18 protein-coding genes and 1 tRNA gene are annotated in these 18126 nt (G+C 68.7%); 10 read left to right on the top strand and 9 right to left on the bottom strand.

What is annotated here, in order from left to right:
* The first annotated feature begins 15 nt into the window (after positions 1–15).
* Together ACIBH2_RS23775 and ACIBH2_RS23770 are read left to right on the top strand one after the other, a co-directional pair.
* Positions 16–378, top strand: a complete 363-nt coding sequence (locus tag ACIBH2_RS23775; protein ID WP_397121136.1) for a hypothetical protein — start codon at positions 16–18, stop codon at positions 376–378.
* Between the two features lie 500 nt (positions 379–878).
* Entirely contained in the window at positions 879–2261 is a 1383-nt protein-coding gene (locus ACIBH2_RS23770) for a hypothetical protein (protein ID WP_397121133.1), read from the top strand.
* Here ACIBH2_RS23770 and ACIBH2_RS23765 read toward each other — a convergent pair.
* The 4 genes from ACIBH2_RS23765 to ACIBH2_RS23750 all read right to left on the bottom strand — a co-directional run bounded on the left by ACIBH2_RS23765 (position 2258) and on the right by ACIBH2_RS23750 (position 5922).
* On the bottom strand, positions 2258–3553 hold the full coding sequence (locus ACIBH2_RS23765; RefSeq protein WP_397121131.1) for an alpha/beta hydrolase family protein: 1296 nt from the start codon (positions 3551–3553) through the stop codon (positions 2258–2260). The genes ACIBH2_RS23770 and ACIBH2_RS23765 overlap by 4 nt on opposite strands.
* 78 nt (positions 3554–3631) lie before the next feature.
* Positions 3632–4441, bottom strand: a complete 810-nt coding sequence (locus ACIBH2_RS23760) for an ABC transporter permease (RefSeq protein ID WP_397121129.1) — start codon at positions 4439–4441, stop codon at positions 3632–3634.
* On the bottom strand, positions 4438–5406 hold the full coding sequence (locus tag ACIBH2_RS23755; protein ID WP_397121127.1) for an ATP-binding cassette domain-containing protein: 969 nt from the start codon (positions 5404–5406) through the stop codon (positions 4438–4440). Before ACIBH2_RS23755 ends, ACIBH2_RS23760 begins: the two co-directional genes overlap by 4 nt.
* A gap of 27 nt (positions 5407–5433) precedes the next feature.
* Positions 5434–5922, bottom strand: coding sequence for a nitroreductase family deazaflavin-dependent oxidoreductase (locus ACIBH2_RS23750; protein ID WP_397121124.1), 489 nt, complete (start codon positions 5920–5922; stop codon positions 5434–5436).
* A gap of 102 nt (positions 5923–6024) precedes the next feature.
* Between ACIBH2_RS23750 and ACIBH2_RS23745 the strand changes: the two genes are divergently transcribed.
* The gene (locus ACIBH2_RS23745; protein ID WP_397121122.1) at positions 6025–6705 is read left to right on the top strand and encodes a TetR/AcrR family transcriptional regulator C-terminal domain-containing protein; all 681 of its coding nucleotides are present in this window, start codon (positions 6025–6027) and stop codon (positions 6703–6705) included.
* A gap of 28 nt (positions 6706–6733) precedes the next feature.
* On the opposite strand, the gene ACIBH2_RS23740 is transcribed toward ACIBH2_RS23745, so the two are convergent.
* Positions 6734–7696 carry an Acg family FMN-binding oxidoreductase gene (locus ACIBH2_RS23740; RefSeq protein WP_397121120.1) on the bottom strand — a complete coding sequence of 321 codons (963 nt, stop codon included), beginning with the start codon at positions 7694–7696 and terminating at the stop codon, positions 6734–6736.
* 301 nt (positions 7697–7997) lie between these two features.
* Between ACIBH2_RS23740 and ACIBH2_RS23735 the strand changes: the two genes are divergently transcribed.
* On the top strand, positions 7998–8396 hold the full coding sequence (locus ACIBH2_RS23735; protein ID WP_397121118.1) for a hypothetical protein: 399 nt from the start codon (positions 7998–8000) through the stop codon (positions 8394–8396).
* A gap of 40 nt (positions 8397–8436) precedes the next feature.
* Here the strand turns inward: ACIBH2_RS23735 and ACIBH2_RS23730 are convergent, their stop codons facing one another.
* Positions 8437–8784: a DUF1330 domain-containing protein gene (locus ACIBH2_RS23730; RefSeq protein WP_397121116.1), complete on the bottom strand. Its 348-nt coding sequence runs from the start codon at positions 8782–8784 to the stop codon at positions 8437–8439.
* Between the two features lie 183 nt (positions 8785–8967).
* On the opposite strand from ACIBH2_RS23730, the gene ACIBH2_RS23725 reads away from it, so the two are divergent.
* Positions 8968–9504, top strand: a complete 537-nt coding sequence (locus ACIBH2_RS23725) for a GNAT family N-acetyltransferase (protein ID WP_397121114.1) — start codon at positions 8968–8970, stop codon at positions 9502–9504.
* Positions 9505–9555: 51 nt separating this feature from the next.
* Here ACIBH2_RS23725 and ACIBH2_RS23720 read toward each other — a convergent pair.
* From ACIBH2_RS23720 to ACIBH2_RS23710, 3 genes are all read right to left on the bottom strand, one after another.
* Positions 9556–9631: transfer RNA gene (locus ACIBH2_RS23720), tRNA-Arg, on the bottom strand.
* A gap of 117 nt (positions 9632–9748) precedes the next feature.
* Positions 9749–10483, bottom strand: a complete 735-nt coding sequence (locus tag ACIBH2_RS23715; RefSeq protein WP_397121112.1) for a DUF305 domain-containing protein — start codon at positions 10481–10483, stop codon at positions 9749–9751.
* Positions 10483–11400: a DUF3105 domain-containing protein gene (locus tag ACIBH2_RS23710; RefSeq protein ID WP_397121110.1), complete on the bottom strand. Its 918-nt coding sequence runs from the start codon at positions 11398–11400 to the stop codon at positions 10483–10485. The genes ACIBH2_RS23715 and ACIBH2_RS23710 overlap by 1 nt, the downstream gene beginning before the upstream one ends.
* A 133-nt stretch (positions 11401–11533) precedes the next feature.
* Between ACIBH2_RS23710 and argS the strand changes: the two genes are divergently transcribed.
* From argS to thrB, 5 genes are read left to right on the top strand one after another with little or no spacing between them, the layout of a single operon-like run.
* Positions 11534–13192, top strand: a complete 1659-nt coding sequence (gene argS, locus ACIBH2_RS23705) for an arginine--tRNA ligase (RefSeq protein WP_397121108.1) — start codon at positions 11534–11536, stop codon at positions 13190–13192.
* Positions 13193–14614, top strand: a complete 1422-nt coding sequence (gene lysA / locus ACIBH2_RS23700; RefSeq protein WP_397121106.1) for a diaminopimelate decarboxylase — start codon at positions 13193–13195, stop codon at positions 14612–14614. It abuts the gene before it with no gap.
* On the top strand, positions 14611–15951 hold the full coding sequence (locus tag ACIBH2_RS23695; RefSeq protein ID WP_397121104.1) for a homoserine dehydrogenase: 1341 nt from the start codon (positions 14611–14613) through the stop codon (positions 15949–15951). Before lysA ends, ACIBH2_RS23695 begins: the two co-directional genes overlap by 4 nt.
* Positions 15948–17033, top strand: coding sequence for a threonine synthase (gene thrC / locus ACIBH2_RS23690; RefSeq protein ID WP_397121102.1), 1086 nt, complete (start codon positions 15948–15950; stop codon positions 17031–17033). The genes ACIBH2_RS23695 and thrC overlap by 4 nt, the downstream gene beginning before the upstream one ends.
* A 25-nt stretch (positions 17034–17058) precedes the next feature.
* Positions 17059–18018, top strand: coding sequence for a homoserine kinase (thrB, locus tag ACIBH2_RS23685; RefSeq protein WP_397121100.1), 960 nt, complete (start codon positions 17059–17061; stop codon positions 18016–18018).
* Positions 18019–18126 lie beyond the last annotated feature (108 nt).

Raw genomic sequence — 18126 nt, 5'->3', positions numbered from 1 at the left:
CTACTAGGAGAACCCTTGCGCACCACGCTGTTCGCCGCGGCTCTGGCCGCCCCCTTGCTGACCGCCGCCCTGGTTCCCGGCTCCGCCGCCGCGGAGGGCCCCGGCGACGCCCCGCTGCGGGTGAGCGCCGCCCACGGCTCCGAACTCTTCCCCATCGAGGGCGTCACCGCCGATATCGCCGACTGTGCGGGCGTCCCCCTGGGCGCGGTCACCACCGCCGCGAACGGTACGGCCATCTACAACGCCCAGCCCGGCTGCTACCGCGTCACCCTGACGGCCCCGCCCGCAGGCTGCACCCTCATGGGCGAACCGACCGTTCAGCTCGCCGTCATCCCGGGCATCATCCAGACCGCCAACTACACCTTCCGCTGCGCGTAGCTGGACGCTGGGGTGTGCCCGACTGCCCCCGGGCACATTCCCGCGAATCAGGTCTCCCCGCACTCGCGGAGAACCTTGCCGTGCGGACTTTCCGCGCCGCGACTTGTTCGGTCGCGAAACTGTCCGCTCGCGGAATTTCCGTGCCGCGCTACTGGATGACCGCGCAGCTGCCGCCCGAGGAGAGGGCGCAGACGAAGGTCGAGATCATGCGGAGCAGGGCCTCGATCGGATTGCTCGGTACGGAGGTCGGCGAAATCATCAGGATGTCCCTTCTTTCGGTATCGGGCCACGGAGATGGCCCACGGGCTAGACCGTCGCGGCGCGCCGACCCGTTACCGAAGCGTGGTCGACGCGCGTGTCGAACCGCGATGCGGTGCGCGACTACCATCGACCGAGAGCAACTTTGTGGCTACGGTCGGTTGCGAGAGATTCGGACAGCGGTCGAACCTGTATCGCTGTAGCGCGATCGGCGTCGGATCACCGGATGGGTAGGTGACCAGATGGGCGCGAAGTTCGCGTTCGCACAGCCGGTGGGAGCGCTTCCCCTGCCGGATATTCGACGGTACGACTGGTCGATCGAGGTGGCCGCGGCCTTCCTCGGCGCCGTGGCGGCCGGTCTGCTGTTGATGGCCCCGCTCGATGTCGCGTGGACCGGCGAGGGGCCGGGAATCCAAACGGATCTGCTGGTCATGAACGTGCCGCGCGCGGCCGCCGCCGGTGCGGTCCTCGCCGTGGTGACCGCCGCCCTCACCGTCGCCCTCGGCAATCGCGCCGCCTGGATCACCGCCTTCGCCAGCGCGGCGGTATTGCTCGTCGACCACCTCTGGGATCGCACCGCCGCGCCCACCGGCACGTTGACCACGGTCAACTACATCGATGCCCTCTTCAGTGGCGTTCTGGTGGGCGCGCTCGCGGTGGCGGTCTTCCACAAACCCGGCTCCGCCTTCGCCTATCTGGCGGGCATACTCTCGGCCATTCTCGTCGGCGATCTCACCTCGCTGCCCGCCGCCACCGAGTCGTCTCTGTCAGAGTGGGCGGCCACCGACAGTCCGCCGCTGTGGCTCCTCACCCTCGCGGTTCTCGCCCTGGCGGCCGGTGCCGCGGCGCAGCGCGTCGAATCACCGCTGAACCGGCCGGAGTACACCGAATTGCCGCTCGCCCCGATCGCGGCCGCCATGCTGTTCGTCCCGGCCGCCACCGTCGCCGCCGAATGGTATGTCCGGCAGCCGGATACACCCGCCAATATCGCCGTGGTCATCGCGGTCACGGGTGTCGCCGCCTTGCTCGCGGCGCTGCTGCTGCCCGGCCGCGATGGGACGCTGGTGCTCCTGGCCGTGGCGGCGACGAACGCGAGCAGCGCGACGGTGGCTGTGCCACGCCCCGATTGGAGCGTGCCCATCCCCGTCCTCGCGGTCGCGGTGGGCCTGTGGGCCGGTCGCCGCTGGCCCCTGCCCTGGATCGGTCTGGCCGCCAGCGCGGCACTCTCCCTCTTCGCCGCCCTCACCGCCTCGACCGCGCACACCACCCCCGTGGTCCCCGTCATCGGCATCACCGCGGTAGCCGTCATCACCGGATACTGCTTCGGCTCGGTAACCCCGCGAGCCGCCCCCAGCATCGTCCTGGCCCTCGCCGTCCTGGTGGTCCCCAACATCACGATCGCCCTGCGCGGCAACAGCTTCGGCCGCGTGGCCTATTCCCCCGAATGGTTCCGCGACCCCGTCACGGTCACCTCCGCAACCCCGGCCTGGTCCGCCCTCGCCATCACCGTCACCTCCGCGCTGGCCCTCGCCCTCCTCCACGCCGCCCGCCCCGGCGACCAGGTGGTGGTGGCGCGAGGCTCTCGCGATTCGCCGCCACCATTACCAGGTGATCGGCTGTCCTAGTGCGCGGCGAAGCGCTCGTTGACCCAGGTGAGGGCATCGGGGTAGGAGGCTTCCAGGACGCCGCGGTGGTCGGTACCGGCGTAGGTGCGGTAGTCGACGGGCAGGCCCGCGAGGCGGTGTTGGGCGACCATCGTATCGGTGGAGACGGCGGGGACCGTGGTGTCGGCGCGGCCTTGCAGGACCAGTAGCGGCTGGCCGAAAGTCAATGCGCTGGGGTCGTTTTCGGCGAGTACGCCGGTGAAGGCGGCGATATCGCCGGTGGGGCTGAACACCTCGTCGGCGGCGAGGCCGCCCCATTCGTCGGAGCCGCGCAACTGGGCGATGCAGCCCGAATCCGCCAGGGGCAGCATCGCATTCGCGCGGGCGGTGAGGAAGTCGGCCGGTTCCACGTCCGCGACGGTTTGCGCGCCGCGAATCACCAAGGGCAGGAACGATATCGAGCCGCCGGTGAGCGGGCTCAGTGCCCGCGCCGCGCCGACGCTGCTCGCGAACTGCGAGGCCCGCACGCCCACGGCCTGATGCGAGGCGGGCGCCAGGGCGACCGCGCCGAGCAGCTGGAGCTCCGGAGCCCAGGCCGCCGCCTGGGCATCGGTGAAGATGGCGGCCTGCCCACCCTGGGAATGTCCCATGGCGACCCATCGGGTGCCGATCTCCGGCTCGATCTGCCGTGCCGCGAGGGCCATATCGGTGACCGCGCGCTGTTCGGCGGTGCCGATCAGATAGCCGTGCGGGCCGGGTGTGCCGAGCCCCTGATAGTCGGTCTGCGCCACCGCGTATCCGGCCCGCACCCACTGCGCCTGCACCGAGCGCACCAGCGAGGTGTAGTCGTGCGCGGGGTACGCCTCGGAATCGTCGCGCGAGGGTGCGCAGATATCGGCGACGCCGGTGGTGCCGTGCGCCCAGGAGATGAGCGGCCAGCCGCCGGGCGGCGGCGGGCCGGGCGGGACGGCGACCGTACCCGACACCGCGACCGTCTCACCCCGCATATCCACCGAGCGGTACAGCACCATGTAATTGCGCGCCCCCGGAATGCCGGGATCGCCGTCGATCGCCCGCATGTGGATGATCGAGCCGTGCGGTCCGGCCAACTGGTCCGCGGGCGCCTGGTAGAAGTCGGTCGAATCCGCGCTGGCGGCAATGTATTCCACACCGTGCGCCGCGCCGATCGGCGCGTTCACCGCCGCGGCGAGACACAGTGCCGCGCTCGCGATCGAGAGTCGTATCGCCGTCCGCCACCGGCGCCGAGGGGCTGGTGGCGAGTGCATCACGAAGTCGCTCTCGATTCCGGACATAACGGTGAACATACCGCCCAGCACCCTCTGTTTTGCGCCGACAAGCCGGGCTCGATGAACCCGCCGACCGCGCGGGACTCACCGCTCGCGGCGGTAGAGCCGCATGGTCACGGGGCCGAAGACGGCGACCAGAACGACGCCGGTGACGAGCACCCAGCCGATCTCGGTCGAGACCGCGTGCCCGTGCATGAGACCGCGCACCGCCGTCACCAGGTGCGAGATCGGATTCACCTCGACGACGGCCTGGAGCCAGCCGGGCAGGGTGGCCGGATCGACGAAGATATTGCTGACGAAGCTCATCGGGAAGACGACGAGGATGGCCAGGAACATCACCGATCCGGGGGTGCGGGCCAGCAGTCCCAGGGTCGTCCACGCCCAGGACAGACACCAGGCGAACAGCAGGACCAGTCCGACCCCGGCGAGCAGGCCCGGCATGCCCGCCTGCGGCCGAAAACCGAGCAGCGCACCGGTTCCCACGATCACCGTGGCGGCGATGGCATAGCGGGCCAGATCGGCCAGCAGCGCGCCGACCAGCGGGGCGGGCTGCCAGATCGGCAGCGAGCGGAACCGGTCGAACACCCCCGTGCCGATATCGGTATTGAGCGCGACCGCGGTCGACTGGGTGGTCATCATGATGGTCATCACCAGAATGCCGGGCAGCACCGATTGGAGGTACTCGTCGGTGGACTCGGCCAGCGCGCCGCCGAACAGGTAGGTGAACATGACCAGCATCAGCAGCGGGAACACGGTCACGTCGGAGAGCTGATCCGGCAGGTGTTTGATCCGCAGCACCGCGCGCCAGGCGAAGGCCAGGGCGGTGGCCGCCGCGCCGGGCCGGGCCGGACGGGCTCGGGTCGACCCCAGCGGGTCGGCGGTGACTGTACTCATGCCGGAATCTCCTCTGGCGCAGTGGATTCGGTGTGCTCGCCGGTCAGAGCCAGGAAGACCTCGTCGAGGCTGCGCTGACCGACGCTGAAGTCGGTGACGGCGATTCCGGCGTGCGCGAGGGCGCTCAGGGCCGCCCCCGCGCGTTCGGGTTCGGTGAGGCGGGCGGACAACGCCACCGGATCTTCGCCGGGGTGGACCGGTACGGCGAGCGCCTCGGTGAGCACGCGCCGCGCGTCCGCGCATCGGTCCGGATCCCGGAGTCGGACGTGTACCGCCGCGGCGCCGACGGATTCCTTGAGCTGCGCGGGCGTCCCCTCGGCGATGACGCGGCCGTGGTCGATGACCGCGATGCGGTCGGCCAGGCGATCGGCCTCCTCGAGGTACTGCGTGGTCAGCAGTACCGTGGTGCCGGTGGCGGTCAAGGCGCGCACGACATCCCAGACCTGTGCGCGGCTGCGCGGATCGAGTCCGGTGGTCGGTTCGTCGAGGAACAGCAGCGCCGGGGTGACCACAATGCTCGCGGCGATATCCAGGCGGCGGCGCATACCGCCCGAGTAGCGCTTGGCCTGTCGGTCGGCGGCCGCCTCGAGACCGAAGGCGGACAGGAGTTCGCGGGCGCGGTCGGCGGCGGCGCGTCGCCGGAATCCGAGCAGCCGACCCATCAGGACCAGGTTCTCCATTCCGGTGAGATCCTCGTCGACCGAGGCGTATTGGCCGGTGAGGCTGATGCGCGCGCGGATGGCCTCGGTCTCGGTGAACAGGTCGTGGCCGAAGACGTGGGCCCGCCCCGCCGTGGGCCGGATGAGCGTCGCGAGCATGCGGATGGTGGTCGTCTTCCCGGCTCCGTTCGGGCCGAGGAAACCGTAGACCCCGCCCGCCGGGACGGTCAGGTCCACACCGTCGACGGCGCGGGTGTCGCCGAAGCGCTTGCACAGACCCTCGGCGCGAATAGCGTACTGGGACATGGTTTTTCCCTTCGGATTCGCGGCGGCTCAGGGCTCGATCGCCGCTGCGCGCAGCCGCAGGACGTGATCCACGCCGAACAGCCACAGCCCCAAGCGCTCCGACCGCGACTGGTATCGGGCGACCGAGGCCGCGCTGACCAACTCCGGTTCGCTCACGCGATAGGACCGGCCTTCGTGGACCACCTCGGCGGTCCCGGCCGCGCGCACATTCCGCAGCCAGTCGGGGCTGGTGCCGTAGGGCAGTGAGATGAGGAAATCGCCCTCGGCCTCGGTGACGCCCACTGGAGTGGCGTACGGCGTGCCGCTCGATCGGCCGATATGGCGGATCACCGAGGCCGAGGCCCCGGGCTGCCCGGCGGTCTTGATGACGCGGCGGTTGGTGAAGCGGCGGTTGAAGCGACGGACGGCGGCGATGCCGGGGGCGTAGCCCAGGCGCATCACCACCACCAGGAAGCAGAACCAGCCCAGAACCAGTCCCACCGGTGTGCCTATCGCGAGCAGTATCCACTTGGTCACGGCGCTCTCCCTTACGTTGTAAGCTTATGCCGTAAGGGAAGCATTACAACGTAAGGCTGTCAAGAGCGGGCAGACTTACGCCGTACGGTAAATTGGTTTGCCATGGTCACCGATCAACGGCCCCGCCTGAGCCGGGAGCAGATTTTTCGCACCGCTGTCGCCCGGGCCGACCGGGACGGGGCCGAGGCGGTGACCATGCGCAATGTCGCCACGGACCTCGGGGTGGAGGCGATGTCGCTCTACCACCACGTGGCGAACAAGGCGGAGTTGCTGGACGGCATGGTCGAGGTGGTGCTCGACACCATCAACGAGGCGGTCGCGCCGCTGGTCGCCGAATCACCCGAGGACTGGAAACCCGTTCTGCGCGAACGTATTCTGACCGCCCGCCGGGTGCTCATGCGGCATCCGTGGGCGCCGGGACTGATCGGAACGCGGTCGGCGATGACGCTGTCGGTCATCGCGTACTTCGACGCGGTGATCGGACTGCTGCGGCTCGGCGGATTCTCCTACGACCTGGCCCACCACGCCATGCACGCATTGGGCAGTCGGGCGCTGGGATTCACACAGGAGCTGTTCGAGTCCGTGGGGGAGCAGAGCGATGAGGAGGCGTCCGCCATGCTCACGGCCATGGCGGACCGCTTCCCTCATATCGCCGGAATGATCGCCGACGACCCGCACGCCGCCGACGATGCCGGACTGGGCTGGTGCGATACGCAGAACGAGTTCGAATTCGGGCTCGACCTCATTCTCGACGGCCTCGAACGCCTGCGCGCCACCAGCTGAACCGAGCGAAAACCGTTGCGCGACCGACTTATACGGTGAGAACGTCGTCGCAGGGTCGACGCGGCGTCTCCGGTAGCGCGGCGGCACGCGAGATCAGCCCGGCGCGGACCATGGCCTGGGGGTACGCGCCGCCGCTCATCGAGAAGCGAATCTCGTCGCGCAGATCGAGCAGGCCGAGGGGCTCGGTCTGAACGCAGGTCGCCAGGCCCAGATCGGTGGCCGCGAGCAGCAGGGCGCTGAGCGTCTCGCCCGCGCGGAGCTGGGAGACGCGGTCGTCGCGATTGGTGGAGATCATCAGCCAGGTCGCCGCGTCCGGGGAGGGGTTGGGGTCCAACAGGACCGGATCGGCGAAGGCGCGGCCGGGCAGTTCGTCCTCGGTGCGCACCAGGGTGGCATTGCGGGCGGGTACGCCTTCGCGGGTGCCGCGGCGACCGCTCCAGGCGGCGAGTTCGATTTGGTAGAGCGCGTCGTCGAGATGGCGTTCGGCGGCGACCCGGATCAGTTTGCCCAGGCGCGGGCGGTCGCTGTCGGAGACGCGTTGGACGGATGCGCCGAAGCGGGTGGAGTAGCGCGAGGCGGCGCGCAGATAGGCCTCGGGGACCTCGCTCCAGCCGTAGCGGCGGCGGTCGCTGCGGCGGCGGGCCATGGCGGCGGCCAACATCATCTCGGTGCTGCTCGGCGGGCGGGCGGCGCAGCGAATCGTCGCGAGGTGTTCCGGCACAGCGGGATTCGGCAGATGTTCGACCTCGCCGCGCCAGCCCAGCGCGCTCAGCGCCACACGCAGATGATGGAGTACGGCGCCGCAGCTGAGCACGAGCGCGCGCTGCTGCGGATCGGTGGCGGTCAGGTGTCGTGAGGTGTCGGCGTAGAGATGCAGGCGGTCCCGCTCCCACTGCCACCGCCACGGCTGCGAATTGTGCACCGAGGGCGCCCGCTGGGCCAGCCCCACCGCCGCCCTGATCGTCTCGACTCCTGGATACCCGCGGCTCATAGGTGTTCCCTTTCGACTCAGGACGATTTCCTGCTCCCACCACCGTGCCTGCGTCCGACCGCGTCGACACTGCGCCGAAAGTCCTGGAATCCAGGGACCTTCGGGGAAGTCGACGCGGTCGCCGTGGCCCGCGCCACAGCTGCTCGATGGGGTGAGCCAGCCTGTCGAGACCCCAATTCTCAGGTCTGAAATATTCATGCTTCAGACATAAGCTCTCCGGTAGTGCGGTGGCCCCGGTGGCGTCGCCTACTCACGGAGAAGCGAGATGGCAATGAAAACAGCAGCAGGGCAAGGCCTTCGAGTGATCGGTGTCGCCGCGACGGCCGCGGCCCTGGTACTCGCCGCTCCGCGGGCGGTGGCGGAGCCCGGCACGTACACCCTGTCGCTCGCGGGCTCCACGCACGCGGTCGGCTGTACCTACGAACTGTCCCTCGACAACCCGCCCGCCCTGGCCTCCTCCGCCACCTTCTTCGACAACGGCGCGCAGATCGGGCAGTCTTCCGGCTCGGCGCTGCTGCCGGTATCGGTCCCGCTCCAAACCCAGTGGACCCCAGCGACTCCCGGCACGCACAAACTCACGGCGACCGTGAGCTACCTGAGCTCGGCCATTCTGGTCACGCCGCTGATCGTCGAGGTCGCCGCCGACGGCACCTGCGCCGGAGGCGGCCTCAGTTCGATCCTGCCGAGCATCTCGGGGTAGATCTAACCGCGAAAACCCTTGGAGGCATGCCGATTCGGCGCTAGTCGGCGGCGAATCCCTGTCGCATGGCCTGCACCATGGCGGTCGGCTCGTACCCCTCCGGAACGCCCTCGACAATGATGATGTCCCCCTTGATGTGTCGGGACCGCAAGGGTGCGATCTCGCGGTAAGCCGGGGAGTCCCACCAGGTTCGGGCCTGCGCGAGGGTCGGGAAGCCGATCATGACGACGTGTCCCGGCCAGGTTCCCTCCTTCACCTCGTGTGGTGTCGCGTGCACGAGATAGCGGCCGCCGTAAGGAGCGAAGGTGGCGGGGAGGCGCTCGACGTACTCCGCGATATCCGGGTGCGCAGTGGCTTCCTGGAGGTGGGCGATGACGTAGGCAGGCATTGAAGGCCCTCCGGCTGAACGGGTTTCGCTGACTTCCCGATCCTGACACGCGCCCGGGTCGAGGTCGATTACCTGACGGGTAAGCGAAGCGGTACGCCTGCCACGCCGGTCCTTCGGCGGAACGCGTTGTGCTACACAGTAGGTGGCTATTGGTAGGACGATTCCGCGGAAGGGGTGATCGCGGTGGATATCTCGGGTGCGCTGCCGTGCGTCGAGGGTGGAGTCCGAGTGCGTCGGCTGGAGTATCGGGATGTCCAGGCGTTCGCCGACGGAACCGAGGACGCGGCCGTCCGCGCGTACGGACACCTCCCGCTGTCGAACTACACCGCCGAGATCGTGCGGCATCAGATCGACGGCGTGATCGCCGACGGCCTGGCGGACGGATCCCTGGCGGTCCTCGCCATCGCCGATACGGCCACCGACGAATTCCTCGGCAGCGTGGTGCTTTTCGATATCACCGCCACTCGGGCCGAGGTCGGCTTCTGGCTCACCCCCGCGGCCCGGGGGCGCGGCGTGGCCCAGCAGGCCCTGCGCGCCGCCATCCGCTTGGCCGCGCACGCGGGCCTGTCCACGCTGGACGCGCGGACCGTGCCGGAGAACGAGGGGTCCATCCGGGTTCTGAAGTCCCAGGGCTTCGTGCAGACGGGCGGGCCGCAGCAGGCGCAGACCCCGTCCGGCGAGACGCTGACGGCCCTGACCTTCGAGCGCTCCACGCGGTAACCGCTCGAGCAATGACGAAGGCCCCGACCGCGTACGGTCGGGGCCTTTCGTTGGTGCCCTCGGCAGGAATCGAACCTGCGGCCTTTTGCTCCGGAGGCAAACGCTCTATCCCCTGAGCTACGAGGGCGGGGATATGTCCGGGCGGGGTGATCCGCTCGGGCTCGGGAAAGCCTATCGCATTGGGTGCGTCAGGCCAAAAACCTGGGTGGACCGGGCGTTTTGGGGCCCGGCCCACCCGGCGGATTCAGTTCATCGGGAGTGGTGACGCGCCACGTTCGGCGAGCATCTGCTGCATCAGGGTCGATTCGCCCGCTTGGGTTTTGCCCATACTCTCGGCCAGCGACCGCACGCCGGTGGTCTCGGCTCGGGCCGCGGCGTAGTCGATCATGGCGACGCCGCCTTGGTGGTGGCGCAGCATGAGTTGCAGGAACAGGACGTCGAGGGCGGGGCCGGTGGCCTTGCCCAGTTTGTCGAGTTCTTCCTGGGTTGCCATACCGGGCATGGTGGGAACCGGGCCGGTGTGCTGCTGTTCGCCGTGGCCGCCGCCGTGGTGTGACGCGCCCTCGGTGCCGGTCATCCAGCCCATGTAGCCGCCGGTGGGCAGCAGCGGCTCGCCCCAGAGTTGCAGCCACGCCTGCATGCGCCCGGCCTGGTTCTGCTGGGTGGTGAGGATGTCGTAGGCGAGGCGCTTCACGGCGGGGTCGGTGGAGTTGCTCAGGGCCACCGCCGACATCTCCACGGCCTGGGTGTGGTGCACCGACATGTCCTGGCTGAAGCCGATGTCCACGGCGCTCGGCGCGGGATCGGCATTGCCGTCCAAGGGGATTCGCGCGAACAGCCCTAGGGCGAAACCGATCAGCAGGACGCCGATCACGCCCAGTACCAGCAGCGCGGTGCGCTGGCTGGGGCGGGCGGGGGACGGTGCGGGGGTGTCGGCTCCCGAGTCGTCGGCGAAGTCACCGGGCACGAGCGGCGGCATCACTGACCGGGGACGGGCTGGTCGGTCTGCGGCAGCTGCGGCGCGTCCGTCGGCGCGGGAATGGTCGGCACACCACCCGGCATCTCGGACAGGCCGGGGATACCCGACAGACCCGGAATGCCGGACAGGCCACCGCCACCCAGCTCGGTGGGATCGACGGTCGAACCCTGGGTCGCGCCCTTACCGTCCATGCCGATGGCGTTCGGGCCCGGCGCGCTCGGATCGAAGGCCGGGGGATTGGCCGGATCGAAGGTCGGGTTGGAGCAGCTCGCGCCCACCTCGGGGTAGGTGTTCTCGTTCAGGCGCAGATCCTTGATGAAGCGGTCCACGCGCGAATCATCGACCTTGTCCACCTTCAGCTGATGGCCCCACGCCTGCAAGGAGATCGGCTTGTCCAGCCCCGGGTAGGGCGACATGAGCATGTACGGCTGGTTCTCGACCTTCTTCTTCAGCGTGTCGATCGCCGCCGCGTCCACCTTGTCGGGGTTGTAGGTGATCCACACCGCGCCGTGCTCCAGCGAATGCACAGCGTTCTCGGTCCGAATCGCCTTCTCGTAGACCACACCGGTGCAGGCGGCCCAGGAACCGTCGTGCGGTCCACCGAAGGCCGGGGTCTGGTCGTAGGCCACCCGCTGGGTCGAGGTCACGTGCTGACCCGCCGGATACTCCTTCTTGACCACACCGTCGATATACGCCGACGGGTTGCGCAGCTCCTCCTTGGCCTGGTACTTCGGCACCAGGTAGGCGGCGAGCGCGCCGATCAGCGCGACGATCACCACCACCGCGCCGATGGTCGCCCAGGGGATATTGCGCTTGGTGGGCAGCTTGCCGCCCTTACCTCCCTTACGCAGCGACGGGGAGGATTTGCTGGCGGCCTTGATGGCTTTGGCCGACTTGGCACTGGTCCTGCTCGGCATCGCTTGTTGTGCTCTTTTCGACGTGTGGACAATCAGACGGTGTGGCAACACGTTGCCTCGCCGTTTGCTGGGCGCATGCCCCGGAGGTGCCCGCTGACGGCGTTCACCTGCTCAGACCATAGGATAGTGACTCGTGACTCCAGCTGACCTTGCAGATCTCCTTCGCGCGACCGCTGCGAAGGTACTTGTCGAACGTGGATCCGACCCTTCGGTCCTGCCCGACGAGGTCAAGGTGGAGCGCCCCCGCAATCCTGAGCATGGTGACTATGCCACGAATGTGGCCATGCAGGTAGGCAAGAAGGCCGGATTGAATCCGCGCGAATTCGCGAATCTGCTGGCGACGGCGCTGTCGGCCGCCGAGGGCATCGATTCGGCGGAGGTCGCCGGGCCGGGCTTCCTGAACATTCGCCTGGCCAAGTCCGCCCAGGGCGCCATCATTCGCAAGATTCTCGACGCGGGCGCGAGCTTCGGCACCGCGCGGACCCTCGCCGGAACCAAGATCAACCTGGAATTCGTTTCCGCCAACCCCACTGGACCGGTCCACCTGGGCGGCACCCGTTGGGCCGCCGTCGGCGACGCGCTCGGCCGCATCCTGGTGTCCCAGGGCGCGGACGTCACCCGCGAGTACTACTTCAACGACCACGGCGCGCAGATCGACCGCTACGCCAATTCCCTCGTGGCCGCCGCCCTGGGGCAGCCGACGCCGGAGGACGGCTACGCGGGCGCGTACATCACCGAGATCGCCCAGACCGTCGTGGCGGCCAACCCGGGCGTGCTCGACCTGCCCGAGGCGCAGCGCCACGAGGTGTTCCGCCGCGAGGGCGTCGAGTTGATGTTCGCCCACATCAAGCAGACGCTGCACGATTTCGGCACCGACTTCGACGTGTACTTCAACGAGAGCTCGCTGTTCGAATCCGGCGCGGTGGACAAGGCCCTGGAGACGCTGAAGGCGTCCGGCAATCTCTACGAGAAGGACGGCGCGTGGTGGATCGCCTCCACCGAATACGGCGATGACAAGGACCGCGTCGTCATCAAGAGCGACGGCAAGTCGGCCTACATCGGCGGCGATATCGCGTACTTCCAGAACAAGCGCTCGCGTGGGTTCGACCTGTGCATCTACATGCTCGGGGCCGATCACCACGGCTACATCGGTCGGTTGAAGGCCGCCGCCGCGGCCTTCGGCGACGATCCGAACACCGTCGAGGTGCTCATCGGGCAGATGGTCAATCTGCTCAAAGACGGTGCGGCCGTGCGGATGTCGAAGCGTGCTGGCACCGTCATCACCCTCGACGACCTGGTCGAGGCCATTGGCGTGGATGCCGCGCGCTACTCGCTGGTGCGCTCGTCGGTGAACACCAGCATCGATATCGACATCGACCTGTGGACCACGCAGGAGAGCGTCAACCCGGTCTACTACGTGCAGTACGCCCACGCCCGGACCTGCCGCATCATCGACAATGCCAAGTCGTACGGATTCGACGCGGTGACACCGGATCTCGGCCTCATGAGCTCCGACCGCGAGGGTGAGCTCATCCGTACCCTCGGCGAGTACCCGCGCGTCGTCGCCACCGCCGCCGACCTGCGCGAGCCGCACCGGGTGGTGCGCTATCTCGAAGAGCTGGCCGGGGCCTACCACCCCTTCCAGTCCGACGACGACATGCGCGTGCTGCCCAAGGGCGACGAGCCCGTCACCCCCCTCAATGCCGCTCGCCTCGAGCTGGTCAAAGCCACCAACCAAGTTCTCGCCAACGGCCTCGGCCTGCTAGGCGTCTCTGCCCCGGAGCGTATGTAAATGAGTGCCCACCCCGCCGGACCCCGCCACGCGGACATCCCGCACGCCCCGAATCTGCCCGAGCGCCCCAGCGACCCGAAGCAGATGATCGACCTGCCCGCGAATGTGTGGCCGCGCAACGCGACTCGTGACGCCGACGGCGTCGTGCGCATCGCGGGCGTCCCGGTGCACGAGCTGGCCGCCGAATTCGGCACCCCGCTGTTCGTCATCGACGAGGACGATTTCCGTTCCCGCTGCCGGGATATGGTGCGCGCCTTCGGCGAGGGCTCCAAGGTGCACTACGCGTCGAAGGCGTTCCTGTGCGGCGAGGTCGCCCGCTGGATCCGCGACGAGGGCCTGTCCCTGGACGTCTGCTCCGGCGGCGAACTGGCCGTCGCGCTCAATGCGGGTTTCCCGGCCGAGCGAATCGCCTTGCACGGCAACAACAAATCGGTACCCGAGCTGGAGGCGGCGGTAGCCGCCGGGGTCGGCCACGTGGTGCTCGACTCGCTCATCGAGATCGACCGCCTCGAGGCCGTGGCCAAGAGTGCGGGCAAGGTGCAGGACGTACTGGTTCGCGTCACCGTCGGCGTGGAAGCCCATACCCACGAATACATTTCGACCGCGCACGAGGATCAGAAGTTCGGCTTCTCGATCGCCAGCGGCGATGCCATGCAGGCCATTGCCCGGGTCTTCGAATCGCCCGACCTGCGCATGGTGGGTCTGCACAGCCATATCGGCTCGCAGATCTTCGATATCGACGGCTTCGAGATCTCCACCCGCCGCATGCTCGGGGTGCTGCGCGAGGCCGTGGACAAGTTCGGCGCGGAGCGCGCCGCGCAGATCAAGATCCTGGATCTCGGTGGCGGCCTTGGTATCTCGTACCTGCCGCACGACGATCCGCCCGCCCTCGACGACTTCGCGGCCAACCTGCGCCGCATTGTCGCCGAGGAGGCCGAGCGCGCCGGACTGCCGCTGCCCACCATCGCGGTGGAGCCGGGTCGCGCCATCGCCGGTCCGGGCACCGTCACCCTCTACGAGGTCGGCACCACCAAGGACGTCACCCTCGACGGTGGCAACCGCCGCCGCTACGTCTCCGTCGACGGTGGCATGAGCGACAACATCCGACCCGCGCTCTACCAGGCCGAGTACGACTGCCGTCTGGTGTCGCGTTCCAGCGACGCGGCGGCCGTCGTCGCGCGTGTGGTCGGAAAGCATTGCGAGAGTGGGGATATCGTCATTCGCGACACCTGGATGCCCGCCGATGTGGGCCCGGGCGATCTGGTCGCGGTGGCCGCAACGGGCGCGTACTGCTATTCGATGTCGAGTCGCTACAACCTGCTCACCCGGCCGGGCGTGGTGGCGGTACGAGATGGTAAGGCGCGCTTGATTCTTCGCCGCGAGACGGTGGAGGACCTACTCAGCTTGGAGGTGAAGGCATGACCGAGGTGGCGAACGCTACGAGAAACGGCGTGTGGGGATCGGATCATCCGATCGGGGTCGCGGTCCTCGGCATGGGCACCGTCGGTGCGGAGGTCGTGCGCATTCTGCGCGACCACGCCGAGGACCTGTGCAACCGCGTCGGCGCTCCGGTGGTGCTGCGCGGCGTCTCCGTGCGAAACCTCGACAAGGACCGCGGCATTCCGGCCGAGCTGCTGACCACCGATTCCGAATCCCTGGTCGCCCGTGACGATGTCGACATCGTGGTCGAGGTGCTCGGCGGTATCGATCCCGCCCGCGGCCTCATCAAGAAGGCCCTCGAAGCGGGCAAATCGGTGATCACCGCCAACAAGGCGCTGCTGGCCGACTACACCGGCGAACTCGCCGCCGCGGCCGAGAACAACCGCGCCGACCTGTATTTCGAGGCCGCCGTCGCCGGTGCCATCCCGGTGCTGCGCCCGCTCATCCAGTCGCTCTCGGGCGACCGGGTGAACCGCGTGGTGGGAATCGTCAACGGCACCACCAACTTCATCCTCTCCGCCATGGCCGAGACCGGCGCGGACTACGACGACGTGCTCGCCGAGGCCACCCGCCTGGGCTACGCCGAGGCCGACCCGACCGCCGACGTCGAGGGCTACGACGCCGCCGCCAAGGCCGCCATCCTGGCCTCGGTCGCCTTCCACACCCGCGTCACCTCCGGCGACGTCTACCGCGAGGGCATCTCCCGCATCACCGCCGAGGATCTGGAGACCGCGGCCGCCGTCGGCTGCACCGTGAAACTGCTCGCCATGGCCGAGCGCGTCACCGACGACGGAGGCAAGGAGTCCATCTCGGTGCGCGTCTACCCGGCGCTCATCCCGCGCAAGCACCCCCTCGCCGCGGTGAACGGCGCGTTCAACGCCGTGGTCGTGGAGGCCGAGAACGCCGGACGCCTGATGTTCTACGGCCAGGGCGCGGGCGGCGCGCCGACCGCCTCGGCCGTCATGGGCGACCTGGTCATGGCCGCGCGCAACAAGTTCTACGGTGGTCGCGCACCGGGCGAATCGGTCTATGCTGAGCTGCCGATCGCCTCGATCGGCGACACCCCCACCCGCTACCACGTGAACCTGCAGGTCGCCGACCGCACGGGTGTGCTGGAAGCGGTGGCGGGGGAGTTCGCCAAGCACGGCGTCAGCATCTCGACGGTTCGCCAGGAGGGCTACGACGAGGGTGCGCGCCTGGTGGTGGTGACCCACCACGCGCGGGAATCGGACCTTGCCGATACCGTTGCCGCGTTGGCCGAACTGGACTCCGTCACGTCCGTGACCAGTGTTCTGAGATTGGAAGGCACCGAGGAATGAGTACGTCTGCACGGTCTGTCGTGCATACCCCGTGGCCCGGTTTGATCGCCGCGTACCGGGATCGTCTCCCGGTACCGGCCGACTGGGAGCCGGTCACCCTGTTCGAGGGCGGCACTCCGCTGGTGCCCGCGCACCACCTCTCCGAGCTCACCGGCTGCGAGGTGTACCTCAAGGTCGAGGGCGCGAACCCCACCGGTTCCTTCAAGGACCGCGGCATGACCATGGCCATGACCGACGCCAAGTACTCCGGCAAGAAGGCCGTGCTCTGCGCCTCCACCGGCAATACCTCGGCCTCGGCCGCCGCCTACGCCACCCGCGCGGGCCTGCGCTGCGCGGTGCTCATTCCGCAGGGCAAGATCGCCATGGGCAAGCTCGCCCAGGCGGTCATGTTGGGCGCGGAGATCATTCAGGTCGAGGGCAACTTCGACGACTGCCTGGAACTGGCCCGCAAGGTCACCTCGGACTTCCCCGAGGTCGGCTTGGTGAACTCGGTCAATCCGGCGCGCATCGAGGGCCAGAAGACCGCGGCCTTCGAAATCGTCGACGCCCTGGGCAAGGCCCCCGATGTGCACGCGCTTCCGGTCGGCAACGCCGGAAACATCACCGCGTACTGGAAGGGCTACAGTGAGTACCACGCCGACGGCATCATCTCCGCGCGCCCGCGCATGCTGGGTGTGCAGGCCGCCGGTGCCGCGCCGCTGGTCAACGGGGCTCCGGTCTCGAATCCGGAGACCGTCGCCACCGCCATTCGCATCGGCGCGCCCGCGTCCTGGAACGGCGCGATGACCGCCAAGGAGCAGTCCGGCGGCGTCTTCCGGGCCGCCACCGACGAGGAGATCCTGGCGGCGTACCGCCTGGTCGCCGCCTCCGAGGGCGTCTTCGTCGAGCCCGCCTCCGCGGCCTCGGTGGCCGGTCTGCTGGCCGCCCGCAAGGAGGGCTGGCTGGATTCCGGACTCACCGTGGTGTGCACGGTGACCGGCAACGGCCTCAAGGATCCCGACAACGCCCTCAAGGGCATGCCGGAGGTCAAGCCGATCGCGGTCGACCCGGTTGCGGTGGCCCACGAACTCGAGCTGGCCTGAATTGAATTCGCGCGAAGGTCAAGTAATGACCCGGACCCTACCGGCGGATTTGACCGTGACGGTTCGGGTTCCGGCCTCCAGCGCCAATCTGGGGCCGGGTTTCGACTCCCTCGGCATCGCGCTGGGGCTCTACGACGAGATCGTGGTGCGCACCACCGATTCCGGGCTCACCATCACCGTGGAGGGCGAAGGGGCCGCCGATGTGCCCTGGGGCCCTTCACATCTGGTGGTGCGTGCCATCGAACGCGGACTGGAGTCCGCGGGCGTCTGGGCCGACGGCCTGGATGTGGTGTGCCGCAACGTGATTCCGCACTCGCGTGGACTGGGGTCGTCGGCCTCGGCGGCGGTGGGCGGTTTGGCCGCCGGTCGCGGCCTGGCCGCCAAGTTCGATCCGGAGCTGGCCTTCACCGATGACGCTCTGGTGCAACTGGCTTCGGAGTTCGAGGGCCATCCCGACAATGCCGCGGCCAGTGTGCTGGGCGGAATCGTGGTGTCCTGGACCGAAACCGATCGCCCGACCGATGCCGCCGCGAACGGCGCGGGCGATCACCACACCCGCGAATACCGGGCCGTTCGACTCGATCCGCACGCCGCGCTGCGGCCGTTCGTGCTGATCCCGACCGAACGCTCCTCCACCGCGCACACCCGCGGGCTCTTGCCGGAGACGGTGCCGCATGTCGACGCCGCCTTCAACGCCAGCCGCTCCGCACTGGCGGTAGTTGCCTTGACGCAACGCCCTGACCTGCTGATTCCCGCTACGGCGGATCGGCTGCACCAGGGTTACCGGGCCTCGGCGCTACCGCTGACCACCAAGTGGATCGAACTGCTGCGCGCGGCCGGAATCGCGGCCACGGTCTCGGGCGCCGGACCCACCGTGCTGGCCCTCGGCATCGGCGAATTCCCCGCCGAACTGCGGGAACTCGCGGTCGCCGACGGTATGCGGGTGCTCGAGCCCGGTATCGCCGACGGCGTGTCGGTGGAGTGATCCGAATACCTCTCGAAGCGGTGAACACGAAAATGTATTGCCGGACAGACAGCGCGCCTGCCTTGCTCCCGTGACTGGTGGGAGCTATCCTGGGCACGTCCGTACATC

Source organism: Nocardia sp. NPDC050406, assembly GCF_044459025.1.
Classification (GTDB): domain Bacteria; phylum Actinomycetota; class Actinomycetes; order Mycobacteriales; family Mycobacteriaceae; genus Nocardia.
The sequence above is the reverse complement of the archived record's forward strand: the minus strand, read 5'-3'. Positions and strand labels throughout refer to the sequence as shown.

What these genes read in the sequence shown, in the direction of transcription:
- ACIBH2_RS23770 (WP_397121133.1), top strand. Translation starts at nt 879, where the DNA reads ATGGGCGCGAAGTTCGCGTTCGCACAGCCGGTGGGAGCGCTTCCCCTG.
- ACIBH2_RS23765 (WP_397121131.1), bottom strand. Translation starts at nt 3,553, where the DNA reads ATGTCCGGAATCGAGAGCGACTTCGTGATGCACTCGCCACCAGCCCCT.
- ACIBH2_RS23760 (WP_397121129.1), bottom strand. Translation starts at nt 4,441, where the DNA reads ATGAGTACAGTCACCGCCGACCCGCTGGGGTCGACCCGAGCCCGTCCG.
- ACIBH2_RS23755 (WP_397121127.1), bottom strand. Translation starts at nt 5,406, where the DNA reads ATGTCCCAGTACGCTATTCGCGCCGAGGGTCTGTGCAAGCGCTTCGGC.
- ACIBH2_RS23745 (WP_397121122.1), top strand. Translation starts at nt 6,025, where the DNA reads ATGGTCACCGATCAACGGCCCCGCCTGAGCCGGGAGCAGATTTTTCGC.
- ACIBH2_RS23740 (WP_397121120.1), bottom strand. Translation starts at nt 7,696, where the DNA reads ATGAGCCGCGGGTATCCAGGAGTCGAGACGATCAGGGCGGCGGTGGGG.
- ACIBH2_RS23730 (WP_397121116.1), bottom strand. Translation starts at nt 8,784, where the DNA reads ATGCCTGCCTACGTCATCGCCCACCTCCAGGAAGCCACTGCGCACCCG.
- ACIBH2_RS23715 (WP_397121112.1), bottom strand. Translation starts at nt 10,483, where the DNA reads ATGCCGCCGCTCGTGCCCGGTGACTTCGCCGACGACTCGGGAGCCGAC.
- ACIBH2_RS23710 (WP_397121110.1), bottom strand. Translation starts at nt 11,400, where the DNA reads ATGCCGAGCAGGACCAGTGCCAAGTCGGCCAAAGCCATCAAGGCCGCC.
- lysA (WP_397121106.1), top strand. Translation starts at nt 13,193, where the DNA reads ATGAGTGCCCACCCCGCCGGACCCCGCCACGCGGACATCCCGCACGCC.
- ACIBH2_RS23695 (WP_397121104.1), top strand. Translation starts at nt 14,611, where the DNA reads ATGACCGAGGTGGCGAACGCTACGAGAAACGGCGTGTGGGGATCGGAT.
- thrC (WP_397121102.1), top strand. Translation starts at nt 15,948, where the DNA reads ATGAGTACGTCTGCACGGTCTGTCGTGCATACCCCGTGGCCCGGTTTG.
- thrB (WP_397121100.1), top strand. Translation starts at nt 17,059, where the DNA reads ATGACCCGGACCCTACCGGCGGATTTGACCGTGACGGTTCGGGTTCCG.